The organism is Stenotrophomonas maltophilia group sp. Smal17, assembly GCF_030237045.1.
Taxonomy (GTDB): domain Bacteria; phylum Pseudomonadota; class Gammaproteobacteria; order Xanthomonadales; family Xanthomonadaceae; genus Stenotrophomonas; species Stenotrophomonas forensis.
Genome location: NZ_JASJSU010000046.1, coordinates 1 through 13724, shown reverse-complemented (window position 1 = coordinate 13724; position 13724 = coordinate 1). Strand labels below are relative to the sequence as shown.

Genomic DNA, 13724 nt, shown 5'->3' with positions numbered 1-13724 from the left:
TCTCCAAAACGTCGACGGCGCCATCGGCGCCGTCGAAGGGTGCAGCACTGCGTGGCTCAGGCCACTTCGTCGTCGCTGGGCGGCGGCTGGTCGCCGACCGTCCACAGCCGTTCAAGCGCGTAGAACTCGCGCACGCGCGGCAACATCACGTGGACGATGACGTCACCCAGATCAACCAGCACCCACTCGGCTTCGCGCTCGCCTTCAACGCCCAGCGGCATCACGTCGATGTTCTTGGCGAAACGCACGACTTCGTCGGCAATCGACTTGACGTGGCGGGTCGAAGTACCCGAAACCACGATCATGTAATCGGCAACGCTGGACCGGCCGCGCACGTCGATCTCGACCAGGTCCTTGGCCTTCAGGTCTTCGGTGGCTTGGCGGACGCTGGCCAGCAGTTCCGGCACGGACGGCGGCGGGCTGGGCAGATCGACCTTGATGGTCTGGGGCTGGGTCTGGTTGCTCAAAGTGGATCGACTCGATAAACGTGGGGGCGATTATACGGGCAAGCCGCAGCTGCGGCATTCACGGCGTGGAGGGGCGGTACAGCCCGTGGACGGCAACGTAGTCGGCCACGGCGGGCGGCAGCAGCGCACGCCAGGGCCCGCCGGAGGCGATCTGCGAGCGCACTGCGCTGGCTGATTCGTCACGCAGTGGGTGGTGCAGGCGCAGGATGCGGCCGGCCGGGCTGGCGAACAGCGCCTGTTCGTTGTCGGCCCAGCGCCCTTCCAGGGCACGGCCCAGCGCGCCGTCAACCGAGGCCCGCAGCGGGCTGCCCGGGCGTTCGGCCACCACGAAATGGGCCAGCCCGAACAGGGCCTCCCATTCGTGCCAGCTGGGCAGGCCCAGCAGGCTGTCGGCACCGACCAGCCAGGCCAGCGGCCGGCTCGGCCCCAGTTCGGCGCGCAGCTCGCGCAGGGTATCGACGGTGTAGGACGGGCGACCGGGGAAACGCGCCGCACGGTCCAGCTCGCGGCGGTCCAGCAGCAGGCCGGGCTCGTCGCCAATGGCCAGCGACAGCATGGTGCAGCGCTGCTCGGCGGTCGCACCGGGTACCGCGCGATGCGGCGGGTCGGCCGCCGGCAGCATGCGCACCGCCACCTGCAGTTCATCGCGGGCGGCACGCGCGATCGCCAGGTGCCCGAGGTGCACCGGATCGAAGGTGCCCCCGTAATAGATCCGCAGGCTCATCGCTCAGGCCCGCGCCAGCAGGCGCACCGCACGCGGTTCGGCCACGGCCACCAGCAGGCGCTCCAGCGCCAGCCAGGCATCGCCGTCGGCCCGCCCCTTGGCGATGCGGTCGACCAGCCCGGCTTCGGCCACGAAGCGCTCCCAGCGCTTGCCTTCCGGGTGGCGCTGCAGCGCACGCTTGTACGGCGCCTGGCGCGACTCCCAGATGCCCCGCGACTTCATTTCGGCGGCCAGGTTGCCGCCCCGCGCCTGCACCCGGGCCAGGCCGGCACCGGCCAGCAGCTCGCGGATCACCATCGGCATCAGTGCGGCCACCGCTTCGCCTTCGCCGCGCAGGCCGGCCAGCATGCGCAGCACCGCCGGCGGCTGGCCGGAGAACGTCGCCTCCAGCAGCCGGAACACGTCGTAGCGGGCGGCATCGGCCACCAGCGATTCCATCCGTTCCACATCCAGCGGCTGGCCATCGGCCAGCAATGCCAGCTTGTCGATCTCCTGGGCAGCGGCCAGCAGGTTGCCTTCCACCCGCTCGGCCAGTCGCTGCACGGCGGCCGGGTCGGCCCGCAGGCCCTTGCCACGCAGGCGGCGCTCGATCCAGTCCGGCAGTTCGTGCGGCTTGATCGCCCAGGCCACCGACAGCACGCCGATGCGGTTGACCGCCTCGGCCCACTTGCCCTGGTGGGCCTTGCTCCATTCGTTGGCGGTGATCATCAGCACCACGTCCGGCGCCGGGTTGGCGCAGAACTGGCTGATCACCTCGGCGCCGTCCTTGCCCGGCTTGCCGCTGGGCAGGCGCACCTCGACCAGGCGACGGGCGCTGAACAGGCTCGGCGCATTGAAGCTGGCGTCAAGCTGGTTCCAGTCGAAATCGCGGCCATCGGCGTCGAACACCTCGCGCTCGCCGATCCCGGCACTGCGCGCACGCGCGCGGATGGCGTCGGCCGCCTCCAGCACGCGCAGCGTCTCCGGGCCGGCAATCAGATAGACCGGCGCCAGTGCAACATCAGCGCCCTGGCTGGCCAGCTGCTCCGGACGCAGTTCCATCTTCGCTGCTCAGTGCTTGGCTGCGGGAACCGGCTCGGCCGGCACCGCGCCTTCGACGGGCTTGGCCTTCGGTGCCGACAGGCTGCCCCCCTTCTCAAGCTCGGCGCGGACCACGCTGTCGATGCGGCGGATGATCGATGCGGACATTTCCCGGCGCAGCTCATCGGCCAGGATCTCGCGCTCGGTGGTGGTACCGGTGGCGTCGGTCGGCGGCGACACGTAGTCACGCGACAGCTCGATCACCTGCTGCGGCACCAGCTCGCTGCCGTCTTCGCGACGGAAGATGAAGATCACCGCGTAACGCAGGCTGTATTCCTGTGCGCGGCCCTGCGAATCGATGGCGATCGGCAGGTCACCCCAGCTTTCGGACAGCACCTGCAGCTGGGTACTGGGTTCCTTGCTGTCTTCATCGGCCAGCTTGGCGCCGGAGGCGAGCAGGCTGCGGTTGAGCAGCTTGACCAGTTCGCTGTACGGCGCGGTGGAGACTACCTTCACCGGCGCGGTGTCGGTCGGCAGCATCAGCTTGCTGCGCAGATGGAAACCGCAGCCGGCAAGGCCGAGGGCAAGAACAAGGGCAAGCAGGATTCGGGTCATGTAGACAGTCTGGCGGAGCCGGGCGATCACGGCAACACACAGCCTGCCCGAAGCCGCGTGAATGCAGGGCCATCAAGTGCATGGCCCGGCACCGGAAAGGCACCGGCCACCACGCAGGTGGCCGGTGCGGGATGCATCAGGCAACGACGATGTTCACGATCTTGCCTGGCACGATGATGATCTTGCGCACCGTCAGGCCTTCCATGAACTTGGCCGCGTTCGGTTCAGCCAGGGCCAGCGCCTCGACCTGCTCGCGCGCGGCATCGGCCGCCACCTCGATGGTGCCACGCAGCTTGCCGTTGACCTGCACGGCCAGGGTCAGCGCATCACGCACCAGCGCACCGGCATCGGCCTGCGGGAACGGCTGGTCTTCCAGCAGCGTCTCGCCATGGCCCAGCACCTGCCACAGGGCGTGGCTGGCGTGCGGGGTGATCGGGTTCAGCAGCAGCACGATGGCCTGCAGTGCTTCCTGGCGCACCGCACGGCCCTGCCCGCTGCCGTCCTCGAACTTGGCCAGCGCGTTCATCAACTCCATCACCGCGGCAATGGCGGTGTTGAAGCTGTGGCGGCGGCCGTAGTCGTCGCCGACCTTGCCGATGGTTTCGTGGGTCTTGCGGCGCAGGGCCTTCTGGCTGGCATCCAGCGCGGCCGCGTCCAGCGCCGGGGCCGCACCGTCGGCAGCGTGCTTCTGCACCTGGGCCCACAGGCGGCGCAGGAAGCGGGCCATGCCATCCACGCCGGCCTCGTTCCACTCCAGCGACTGCTCAGGCGGCGCGGCGAACATCGAGAACAGGCGCACGGTGTCGGCGCCGTACTTGCCGACCATCGCCTGCGGGTCCACGCCGTTGTTCTTCGACTTGGACATCTTCTCGGTGCCACCGACCACCACCGGCTGGCCGTCGGCGATCAGGGTGGCGCCGGTGATGCGGCCGCGTTCATCGCGCTGCACTTCCACATCGGCCGGGTTGATCCAGTCCTTCGAGCCGTCCGGGTTCGGGCGGTAGTAGGTCTCGGCGATCACCATGCCCTGGCACAGCAGGTTGCGCGCCGGTTCGTTGCTGTCCACCATCCGCGCGTCGCGCAGCAGCTTGTGGTAGAAGCGGAAATACATCAGGTGCAGGATCGCGTGCTCGATGCCGCCGATGTACTGGTCGACCGGCAGCCAGTAGTTGCCGCGCTTGTCGACGGCATCGCGCGCACCCGGCGAGGTGTAGCGGGCGTAGTACCAGCTCGACTCCATGAAGGTGTCGAAGGTATCGGTTTCGCGCTCGGCCGCACCGCCGCACTCCGGGCAGGTGGTCTTGCGCCATTCCGGGTCGGTCTTGATCGGCGAACCGGTGCCCGAGAACGCCACGTCTTCCGGCAGCACCACCGGCAGCTGCTCTTCCGGCACCGGCACCGCACCGCACTTGGCGCAGTAGATCACCGGAATCGGGCAGCCCCAGTAGCGCTGGCGGCTCACGCCCCAGTCGCGCAGGCGGTAGTTGACGCGGCGCTGACCCTGGGCCTTGCGCTCGAAACGCTCGGCCAGTGCTTCGAAGGCACCCTGGAAGTCCAGGCCGTCGAACTCGGCCGAATTGACCAGTTCGGTCTGCCGGCTCTTGTCGCTGTACCAGTCCTGCCAGCGGCTGCCGTCCCAGCTGCGCTCTTCTTCGCTGCGCGCATCCTTCAGCGCGATCACCTGCTTGATCGGCAGGCCATACTTGTTGGCCACTTCGTTGTCGCGCTGGTCATGGCCCGGGACGGCCATCACCGCGCCGGTGCCGTAGCCCATCAGCACGAAGTTGGCGACCCAGACCGGCACCTGCTCGCCGGTGACCGGGTGCAGGGCACGCAGGCCGGTGTCCATGCCGCGCTTTTCCTGGGTTTCCAGTTCAGCCTCGGACACGCCGCCCTGCTTCAGGTCGGCCAGCATCGCGGCCAGCTCCGGGTTGTTCTTCGCCGCGTGCAGCGCCAGCGGGTGCTCGGCGGCGATCGACACGAAGGTCACGCCCATCACGGTGTCCGGGCGGGTGGTGAACACGCGCAGCGGATCCAGCACACCGCCGTCCACGTCACGCACGTCGAACTGGATTTCCAGGCCTTCGGAACGGCCGATCCAGTTGCGCTGCATGGTCTTGACCGATTCCGGCCAGCCCTCCAGCTCGTCCAGGCCGTCCAGCAGTTCCTGGGCGTAGTCGGTGATGCGCAGGAACCACTGCGGGATCTCGCGCTTCTCGACCAGGGCGCCGGAACGCCAGCCGCGGCCGTCGATCACCTGCTCGTTGGCCAGCACGGTCTGGTCGACCGGGTCCCAGTTCACCACCGCGTTGCGGCGGTAGGCCAGGCCCTTGCGCATCAGCCGGGTGAACATGCGCTGCTCGTGGACGTAGTAGTCCGGACGGCAGGTGGCAAACTCGCGCGACCAGTCGATGGCATAGCCCAGCGACTGCAGCTGGCTGCGCATGTGGTCGATGTTCTTGTAGGTCCACGCCGCCGGCGCGGTCTTGTTCTTGATCGCGGCATTTTCCGCCGGCAGGCCGAACGCGTCCCAGCCCATCGGCTGCAGCACGTTGTGCCCGGTCATGCGCTTGTAGCGGCTGATCACGTCACCGATGGTGTAATTGCGCACGTGCCCCATGTGCAGCGCACCGGACGGGTACGGAAGCATCGACAGGCAGTAGTACTTCGGCTTGTCCGAAGTCTCGTCGACCTCGAAGGCACGGGTGGCATCCCAGAAGCTCTGGGCGGCGGATTCAACCTGCTGCGGGTCGTAGGCGTTGGTTTCAGCGCTGGTCATGGAACACGCGGATGCGGCGGCAAAGCGGTACAGCGTACCGCAGTGCGGCAAACGTCTCCAATCCTGACTGCCGCCCGCAGGCGCCGCCCACGCGTGGAGACCGTCTCAGCGAGCCCGCGACAGAGGCAGGGCCAGGGCCAGCCAGACCGACCAGCAGGCGAAGGCCACGCGCTGTGCCAGTGGCGCCGGCAACACGCCCTGCAGGGCAAAGGCCGCCACCGCCGCCAGTACGGCGCAGGCGGCCGCCAGCCCGCCGAGGGCCTTGCCATGACCCTGGCGCAGGTGGGAGATGCCCAGCAGCAGGGCGCCGGCAACGAATCCCAGCACCCAGACCATCCAGGCGCTGGCGTGCAGCTGGCTGGCCGGTCCATGCAGGTCTTCCACGTCCAACGGCAATAGACCCATCGCCGCAAAGGCCAGGCCGGCCAGCAGCAGCATCTGGCTGCCCACCCGCGGCGCCCAGCCGGCCGTCGCGGCAAGGCGGCGGCGCAGGCACTCGGCCACCGCCGCCGCCAGCAGGCCGGGCAGCACGAAGCCCAGCAGATTGAACCCCAGCGCATGCGGCACGCCGCGTGCACCCAGCAGGGCCACCGGGTGGCGCGCCTGCGCGTAGCCGTCCAGCGTCGCGCCGAAACCCACCACGGCCAGGACGAAGATGGCTGCAGCAAGCAGCCCCAACCAACGATCACGCCGGAGCACGGACATCGCGCGGATTCACCAGGAGCGGAAGACCGGCCATTGTCGCGGCAACGATGCGGGGCGCCAAGCGGCGGCACATTTCAGAATCATTCGATATCCGTGCCCGCATGCCGCGCGCGATGCTCGGGGCATGGCAGTTCCGCCATGCAGGGAGACTTCCCATGATCCATCGTATCCTCATCGCCGGTGCGCTCAGCCTGGGCCTGGCCACCACGGCCCACGCCGGCGAGTTCCAGTGCTCAGCCTGGATCGGCGCGCCCAGCGCCACGGCACCGCCGAGCAGCAACTTCTTCGGGGGCCCCACCATCAAGGCGCCCGACGCCCGCACCGCGGCTGAGCTGTATCAGGCCCGCATCTCCGAAACGACCCTGCCGCTGAAGACCGGGCGCTGGATCGTGCATCACGTCCGCTGCGATGAGCTGAAGTAACGGCTGGCGCATCGAGGGCAGGCCCCGCGCCTGCCCCTCCCCGCCCGGAATGGCCATGGTTGGTGGCGCCACCAAAGGGTTGAGTCTGACATCGATCGTCACCATAGAATCGGTCTCCAGATGCCAGACGATGCCTCCCCCATGACCGAGACGACCTACGTATTCGACGCTACCACCGCGACCTTCGAGGCCGAAGTCCTGCAGAAGTCGCTGCAGACGCCGGTACTGGTCGATTTCTGGGCCACCTGGTGCGGGCCGTGCAAGACCCTTGGCCCGATGCTGGAAAAGCTGGCGGCCGAATACAACGGCGCCTTCGAGCTGGCCAAGGTCGATGTCGACAAGGAACAGCAGATCGCGGCAGCGTTCCAGATCCGCTCGGTACCGACCGTGTTCCTGGTCAAGGGTGGCCAGCTGGTGGACGGCTTCCCCGGCGCGATTCCGGAAGGCCAGCTGCGCGAGTTCCTGGCCCAGCACGGCATCGTGCCCGCCGATATCGGCGATGCCACCGCCGAGGACGAAGCACCGCTGGACCCGCAGGCGCAGGTGGACGTGCTGCGCGCGCAGATCGCCGCCGAGCCGGACAAGGATGAGCTCAAGCTCGACCTGGCCCTGGCCCTGCTGCAGATCGGCGGCGTGGACGAGGCGGGCGCACTGATCGATGCCCTGCCCGCCAACCTGGCCACCGATGACCGCGCCGTCCGTGCCCGTGCCCGCCTGTCCTTCGCGGCCGCGCTGAAGGACGCCCCGGCGGCTGAAGTGCTGGACGCGCGCATCGCCACCGACGGCAATGACCTCAAGGCCCGCCACCTGCGGGGGGTACAGCTGCTGCTCGGCGGCCATGACGAGGCCGCACTCGCCCAGTTCCTGGAAATGCTGCGGATCGATCGCAGATTCGAGGAAGGGTTGCCGCGCAAGGCCCTGATCGACGCCTTCAATGTGATCTCCGACGAGGACCTCGTTGGCCAGTACCGCCGCAGGATGGCCTCCCTGCTGTTCTGAACGGGAGCCCTCTTCGTTCAGAATCCCTGCACTGAACGCGGGCAATAATGCGCGAGATGGCGGCCGTTCGGCCGCCACGATCCGTTCGGGGGGATGAGGTCGGGGCCATCGGGTCTTGCAGCTGCACCCCCGCATTGCCGGGATTGCAAACTGTGACCTTCGTCCGCTCGCTGTCGTTCGCCAAGCGCTTCCAGGGCGCCCTGCTGTGTGCCCTTCTCCTCCTGCTGCTGCCAGGCGTGGCCGGCGCGCAGGACTGGAATTACCGGGTCCGTCCCGGCGATACCCTGTGGGATCTGGGCGGCCTGTACCTGAAGCCCTCGGTACGCTGGCAACAGCTGCAGCAACACAACCGCATCGACAATCCCTATCGGTTGCCGCCCGGCCAGCTGCTGCGCTTCCCGATCAGCTGGCTGCGTACCGAGCCTGCGCCGGCCCGCGTGCTGTCGGTTCGCGGCAAGGTCGAACTGTCCGGCGCCGATGGCAGCGCCACGCGCGCGATCCTGGCGGGCGAGCAGCTGCGTATCGGTGACACGGTGCAGACCGAGGGCGAATCCAGCGTCACCCTCGAGTTCGCCGACGCCTCGCGCCTGCAGCTGCGCGAGTACTCACGGCTGCGCCTGGACCAGCTCAGCCGCTATGGCCACACCGGCATGGTGGACACCCGCCTGCGCCTGCAGCAGGGCCGCGCCAGCAACCGGGTCACGCCCGCCCGCGGCCCGGCATCGCGCTACATCATCGATGCGCCCACCGCGACCAGCAGCGTACGCGGCACCGTATTCCGGGTCAGCGCCGGCGACGCCGGCCAGGTCGGTGCGACCGAGGTCCTGCAGGGCAAGGTGCAGGTCGGCAACACCCACGGACAGCGCCTGGTCCGGCCGGGCCAGGCCACGCTCAGCGGCAGCGCCGACGCCGCACCGGACGCGGTCTCCCCGCTGCTGCCGGCACCGCAGCTGCACAACGACGAACTGCGCCTGGCGCCGCTGCCGACGCTGCTTGCCTGGGAGCCCGTTGCGGGTGCCGCGCATTACCGCGTGGAAGTGGTGCAGTCCGCAACCCCGGAAATCCTGCTGTATGCCGCCACCACCACCGATACACGCCTGGCGATCGGCGACCTCCCGCCCGGCCAGCTGCGCATCCTGCTGCGCGCCGTCGATGCACAGGGCGTGGAGGGCCTGGACGCCAGCGCCGACTTCGAACTCAGTGACCAGCCACCCCCGCCGCTGACTGTGTCCCCCCTGCACGCGCAGACGATCAACAGCGACCGCCCGCGCTTCCGCTGGAGCCAGGCCCCCGGCGCGCGCAGCAGTGTGCTGCAGATCGCCTCCGATCCCACGTTCCAGCAGCCACTGCAGGAACAGGCGACCCATGGCACCGACCTGCGCCTGGCGCAGCCACTGCCGCCAGGCCAGTACTTCTGGCGCGTCGCGTCGCGTGATGGCAATGGCCACCAGGGCCGCTACGGCCAGGCACTGCCACTGCAGCTGAGCAATGAACCGGTCGACCCGGCGCTGCAACCGCCGGAAGCGGCTCATGGTGAACTGACCCTGCGCTGGCAGGCTGGCAGCGAAGGCCAGCGCTACCGGGTGCAGGTCGATCGCCATGGCGATTTCAAGGCACCGCTGGTCGACGAAACCGTGGCCGAGCCGCAGGTCAGTTTCAAGCGGCCGTGGAGCGGCACCCTGCATGTGCGCGTGCAGTACATCGACGATGACGGCCATGCCGGCGAGTTTTCGCCCGCCCAGCAGATCAAGCTGGCGTGCCGCCTGTGCTACGGCGCTGGCGGTGGTGCCGTGCTGCTCTGGTTGCTGTTGTGAGGCGTTCGCCACTGCCGTGGAGCAAGCGGATCGCACTGGCCCTGCTGGCCGGTGTGCTGACCGTGCTGGCCAGCCAGGGCCAATGGCTGTGGCGACAGGACGAGACCGCCTACGACGCGCTGGTCGGTGACTGGGACTACCGCCCCGACCCCAGCGTGCTGATCGTGGCCATCGACGAAGGCAGCCTGCAACGCATCGGCCAGTGGCCCTGGCCGCGCTCGATACACGCGCGCCTGCTGGACCGTTTGACCGATGCAGGTGCCGAGCGCGTCGCCCTGGACCTGATGCTGTCCGAACCGGATCGGCGCGACAGCCGCCAGGACGATGCGCTGGCGGCGGCCATCCGCCGCAATGGCCGGGTGGTGCTGCCGGTACTGGCCGCGCCCGCCGCGGGTGACCGCATGGCCGAGGAAATGCTGCCGATCCCGCAGATCGCGGCCAGCGCCGCAGCCATCGGCCACACCGATGTCGAAGTGGATGGCGACGGTGTCGCCCGCGGCCTCTACCTGCACGCCGGCATCGGCCAGCCACATTGGCCCGCGCTGGGCCTGGCGTTGGCCGGCCTGCCGGCAGGCGCCGTGCACGGCCTGCCCGACCCCGACCCCGGAGTCCGCTCGCCCTATCAATGGCGGCGCGACGACTATGTGCGCGTGCGCTACGCTGGCCCGCCGGAGCGACTGCCGCAGGTGTCCTACGCCGATGTACTCGACGGCCACGTCGACATGGCGATGCTGCAGGGCCGCCGCATCGTGGTCGGCATGACCGCCAGCGGCATCGCGCCGCGCCTGCTGACGCCGACCACGCGCGAATTCTGGATGAGCGGCAGCGAGTACCAGGCCAACATCGCTTCGATGCTGCTGCAGCACAAGCAGATCGATGTACTGCCCTCGGCATGGCAACAGGCCATCAGCGCGGTGCTGGTCGCACTGTGCGTCCTCCTACTCGGCCTGCGCCTGCCCTGGCTTGCGGCGCTGGCGTCGTTGCCGGCGGCCCCATTGCTGAGCTGGTTGCTGCTGCGCAGCAGCGATCTGTGGTGGGCGCCGGCCACCGCGATGCTGGGCATTCTGCTGGTGCTTCTGGCCTGGGCGATCTGGCGGATCTCGGCCTGGCACCGCCAGGCCAACCGCGATGCGCTGACCGGCCTGGGCAATCGCCTGCGCTTCGAGCAGTCGCTGCAGCAGGAATGCGACGCCGCGCGGCGCAGTGGCAAGCCGCTGAGCCTGGCGTTGATCGACGTGGACCATTTCAAGCGTCACAACGACCTCCACGGCCACCAGGTGGGTGATCGCGTGCTGCGCGATGTCGCCCGCCTGATCGGCGCGCATGCGCGGCGCCCGCGCGACATGGCCGCACGCTATGGCGGCGACGAATTCGCGCTGGTGCTGCCGGATACACCGGCCGAGGGCGCGCGCCTGGTGATCGAAGACCTGATCGCCTGCGTGCGGGCACTGCCGCCCCCGGGTGATGGCGGCGGCGAGCGGATCACCCTCACCATTGGTGTGTTCACCCGCGTACCCGACGGCGAACTGCAGCCGCATGACTTCGTGGAGGGCGCCGACACCGCCCTGTACCAGGCCAAGGCCAATGGCCGCGACGGATGTGTGATCGACGGCGCGTGAGGCACCATGTGCACTCCACCTGTAGAGTCGAGCTTGCTCGACTGCGCGCCCATCATTCGAGCGGCCAACAACACCATGCGAATGGATACTCCCCCAGGGTTGATGCCAGACCCGCACGTACAGGGTTGGCCATGGCATACAGCGCTTGTTGCCGGACATCCTGCTCATTCCGGATCAGGTGATCGTAGTAGCCCCGCTGCCACACCGGGCGTCCTTCACCGGAGTGCGCGTTGATCGCGATCGCCACCCTGGACTTGAGTGATTGCATGCAACGGCCAAGCGTACCTTCGCGCAACTGCAGAACCCAGTGCAGATGATCCGGCATCACCACCCAAGCCAATGACCGCGTGATCCCCTTGCAGTCGCTGGCTCGCAGCTCATCAGTCAAGGCATCCACGCATCGCGGGTCTGCAAAGACGCGTTGGCGTCCGGCAGTGACAGTGGTGACTACGTAGAAGCATCCGACCGTGGAGCATCGGCCGCGCAACAAGGCTGGACTGGGCATACGGGCAGCATGGACCGCGGTTCACGGCCAGACCTATCAGGAGACCCCGAAATGGCGATCAGACATTGTCTGAACTCGTTCGATTGAGGCCCGCTGGAAGCAGTCGAGCAAGCTCGACTCTACTCTCGCCTGCCGTCACGCCAGAATGGCGATGATCCGCCACCCGGTGCAACATACGCATGCGAATGGTTAGACTGTAGGCCTCGCCCTGCGCCCTCGGACCCGCATGAACGCCCGCCTGTTCCGCTTCGGCATCAATCTTTGGCCGCCGTTCCTGTTCACCGGCATCCACGTCACCCGGGTCTCGCCGGACTACCGGCAGATCGACGTCGAACTGCGCATGCGGCCCTGGAACCGCAACTACGTCGGCACCCACTTCGGCGGCAGCCTGTTCGCGATGACCGATCCGTTCTGGATGCTTGGCCTGCTGCACATCCTCGGCCGCGACTACTACGTGTGGGACCGTGCCGGTGCGATCGATTTCCTCAAGCCCGGCCGTGGCACCGTGCGCACCTCGTTCCGCATCGATGACGCGCTGCTGGAAGAACTGCGCGCCGAAGCGGCCAGCGGCGAAAAGGTGCTGCGCTGGTTCAGCAACGACGTGGTTGATGAAAAGGGTGAAGTCGTCGCGCAGGTGCGTAAGCAGGTCTACCTGCGGCTGAAGCCACACGCACGCTGAGCGTCAGTCGCGCGCCGTTGCCCCTGTGACGGGCGAAGCCTGCAGCGGTACCGACAGCCAGGGGCTGTCGGCAGCGCTGCGCGATGGCGAGCGGCGTGGCACCTGCAGGCGGCTGCCATCGGCCGACAGCTGCGGGGCGCGCACCGGCGAGCGGAACTGTTCCGGCAGACGCTGCAGCGCGTCTGCCGGGTCATCCGCCTGCTGCCGCAGCCAGCGCTGCGCCCCAAGCAGCCGCAGCATCGCAGCGGCGTCCTGGGTACGCGACGAATAGGCGGGATAGGCCGGTGCGGCGATATCCGTCAGCACGCAACCCATGATGTTCGACAGGCAACCGAAGTCACGCTGTGGCGGCGACGACACGGGCAACGGACGATCCGCCTCCAGTGCCGCCGTCGCTGCCGCGCCGCAGGCCCAGCCGAGGTTGCCGGCCACGCGTGCCAGGGTGCTGCTGCGGTCCAGTACCAGCACGCCGCCGAATTCCCTCGCCGAGGTTTCGATCGCCGCCTGGCTCATCGCGTACTCGCCCTGCATCGCCCGGCACAGGCTCTGTTCGTCGGCCCGCAGCGGCTGCATCGCCCGTGCGCATTCCGCGGGCAACGGGTGGTCGGCCGGAAGCTCGACCAGAATGTCGGCCAGCAGCTGTGCATTGGCCTGGACCAGGCTGGCACCGACGATGCTCTCGACCAGATAGCTGCCCCCGGGCACCAGCCGGCGCCCCAGCTGCAGCCCCAGGCAACTGCCGCGCAGGGCGCCATCAACATCGCCCTGTACGTAGGCCAGCGCGCGGGCGCTGGTGGCATCCATCACCAGGCCATAGGTCGGCAGGGGCACCTGGATGCCTTCGCCCTTCGGCTGGAACGGCGACACGAAGTGGTCCGCCTCGGCCAGCTGGTCCAGGCGCGCATGCAGCAGCTGGTGACCGGCGTGGGCTTCGGCAAACCGCTGCGGATCGGCGCGCACCTGCGCCAGGCAGCCGCTGGCGGCCGGGCCGCAGCTGGCGGATGGGCGCGAATGCAAGCCGCCGGGGGCGCTGGCCAGCTGGGGCTGTGTGACGTTATTGCCGTGCGGGTCGGCGTCCCAGCGCCGCACGTCTTCGGCCAGCGCCTGCTCGCGCTGGCGGGCATCCAGGCCGTCAACGCCAAGCGTCCACAACTGCGCATAGCCATTGCGGCCGGGTGCCGGCAGGCGGGTCTCCAGCCGCTGCTGCGCCTGCAGCCGCGATTCGGGGATGGGCCACATGCGCGAGGCACACCACACGACGATGGCCAGCACCAGCAGGCCCAGCAGGGTCCAACCCAACCCACGCAGTATCTTCAACACAGCGTCCCTTCCATGTGCCGTTGCCGCAGTTGATTGCCCAGCGTAATCGACCCGCG

At 68.6% G+C, this 13724-nt stretch carries 13 protein-coding genes; 5 read left to right on the top strand and 8 right to left on the bottom strand.

The annotated features are described in order from the left end of the window. Positions 1-56: 56 nt before the first annotated feature. The 6 genes from rsfS to QRO93_RS13200 form a co-directional block, all read right to left on the bottom strand. On the bottom strand, positions 57-467 hold the full coding sequence (rsfS, locus tag QRO93_RS13225) for a ribosome silencing factor (protein WP_008265938.1): 411 nt from the start codon (positions 465-467) through the stop codon (positions 57-59). A gap of 58 nt (positions 468-525) precedes the next feature. Continuing rightward, positions 526-1191 (bottom strand): nicotinate-nucleotide adenylyltransferase, encoded by a 666-nt coding sequence (gene nadD / locus QRO93_RS13220; protein ID WP_053450437.1) that lies wholly within the window; start codon positions 1189-1191, stop codon positions 526-528. Positions 1192-1194: 3 nt separating this feature from the next. Then, positions 1195-2232 carry a DNA polymerase III subunit delta gene (gene holA, locus QRO93_RS13215; RefSeq protein ID WP_053450438.1) on the bottom strand — a complete coding sequence of 346 codons (1038 nt, stop codon included), beginning with the start codon at positions 2230-2232 and terminating at the stop codon, positions 1195-1197. 9 nt (positions 2233-2241) lie between these two features. Further along, positions 2242-2826: an LPS assembly lipoprotein LptE gene (lptE, locus tag QRO93_RS13210; protein ID WP_053450439.1), complete on the bottom strand. Its 585-nt coding sequence runs from the start codon at positions 2824-2826 to the stop codon at positions 2242-2244. Between the two features lie 136 nt (positions 2827-2962). After that, positions 2963-5605, bottom strand: a complete 2643-nt coding sequence (leuS, locus tag QRO93_RS13205) for a leucine--tRNA ligase (RefSeq protein ID WP_180878498.1) — start codon at positions 5603-5605, stop codon at positions 2963-2965. A 105-nt stretch (positions 5606-5710) separates the two neighbouring features. Next, positions 5711-6310, bottom strand: a complete 600-nt coding sequence (locus tag QRO93_RS13200) for a DUF998 domain-containing protein (protein ID WP_180878499.1) — start codon at positions 6308-6310, stop codon at positions 5711-5713. A gap of 155 nt (positions 6311-6465) precedes the next feature. Between QRO93_RS13200 and QRO93_RS13195 the strand changes: the two genes are divergently transcribed. From QRO93_RS13195 to QRO93_RS13180, 4 genes are all read left to right on the top strand, one after another. Next, positions 6466-6732, top strand: coding sequence for a hypothetical protein (locus QRO93_RS13195; RefSeq protein WP_180878500.1), 267 nt, complete (start codon positions 6466-6468; stop codon positions 6730-6732). A gap of 141 nt (positions 6733-6873) precedes the next feature. Continuing rightward, the gene (gene trxA / locus QRO93_RS13190; RefSeq protein WP_180878501.1) at positions 6874-7731 is read left to right on the top strand and encodes a thioredoxin; all 858 of its coding nucleotides are present in this window, start codon (positions 6874-6876) and stop codon (positions 7729-7731) included. Positions 7732-7883: 152 nt separating this feature from the next. After that, positions 7884-9545 (top strand): FecR domain-containing protein, encoded by a 1662-nt coding sequence (locus QRO93_RS13185; protein ID WP_285304252.1) that lies wholly within the window; start codon positions 7884-7886, stop codon positions 9543-9545. Further along, entirely contained in the window at positions 9542-11164 is a 1623-nt protein-coding gene (locus QRO93_RS13180) for a CHASE2 domain-containing protein (RefSeq protein ID WP_180878502.1), read from the top strand. Before QRO93_RS13185 ends, QRO93_RS13180 begins: the two co-directional genes overlap by 4 nt. Positions 11165-11216: 52 nt before the next feature. Here QRO93_RS13180 and QRO93_RS13175 read toward each other — a convergent pair whose 3' ends face one another. Beyond that, positions 11217-11669, bottom strand: coding sequence for an REP-associated tyrosine transposase (locus QRO93_RS13175; RefSeq protein ID WP_180878503.1), 453 nt, complete (start codon positions 11667-11669; stop codon positions 11217-11219). Positions 11670-11895: 226 nt separating this feature from the next. Here QRO93_RS13175 and QRO93_RS13170 point away from each other — a divergent pair, with 226 nt between their 5' ends. Further along, positions 11896-12348, top strand: a complete 453-nt coding sequence (locus QRO93_RS13170; RefSeq protein WP_180878504.1) for a DUF4442 domain-containing protein — start codon at positions 11896-11898, stop codon at positions 12346-12348. A 3-nt stretch (positions 12349-12351) separates the two neighbouring features. Here the strand turns inward: QRO93_RS13170 and QRO93_RS13165 are convergent, their stop codons facing one another. Next, positions 12352-13668 (bottom strand): hypothetical protein, encoded by a 1317-nt coding sequence (locus tag QRO93_RS13165; protein WP_180878505.1) that lies wholly within the window; start codon positions 13666-13668, stop codon positions 12352-12354. Between the last annotated feature and the right edge of the window lie 56 nt (positions 13669-13724).